A 598-nucleotide genomic window follows, 5' to 3' on the forward strand; every position below is an offset into this window, starting at 1 on the left:
GGGGCTTATCATGCAAAAGCGCGCAAAATTTTGAGATGCGCTTTTTTTTGCATATTATTTTCATTTCGTAAGCGATTTTATAAGAATTCTTCGTATAAATTATATGACCTGAAAATAAATGGAGGTGATAGGTTGAAAGAAATGATAGACAAGATGATTTCGATGGCGATATTAAAACGGTCCGATGATATCCACATTCTCCCAGAAGGACAGCAGTATCATATTTTTCTAAGAGACGGATACCACTTGATATTGCAGGAAACCCTTGAATTTGAAAAAGGGAGTCAGTTGATTCGGTTATTAAAGTATATGGCTAATATGGATGTAGGTGAGAAACGTATGCCCCAAGATGGTGCTATTGTCTATGACCTGGGAGACGACAAAATCGAATTACGATTATCGTCAATCTCTAATTATCTCATGCATGAATCATTAGTCATCCGTGTTTTCCATGACAAGGTGACCAGTGATTTTAAATCCAATCACTTGAATCAAGCAGCTTATGACACCCTGAACAAATATATGAAGCGCAAAAGTGGTTTGATAATATTTTCAGGCCCAGTTTCTTCAGGGAAAACAACGACCATTTACCAACTGT

At 37.0% G+C, this 598-nt stretch carries 1 protein-coding gene; it reads left to right on the forward strand.

The genetic code is table 11. From position 1 onward, the window contains the following. Positions 1-141: 141 nt before the first annotated feature. The coding region (locus ACRCJ0_RS18505) for an ATPase, T2SS/T4P/T4SS family (protein ID WP_431391641.1) at positions 142-598 on the forward strand (457 nt) is incomplete at its 3' end.

The sequence above is a fragment of the Aerococcus sp. L_32 genome (genome assembly GCF_050689315.1).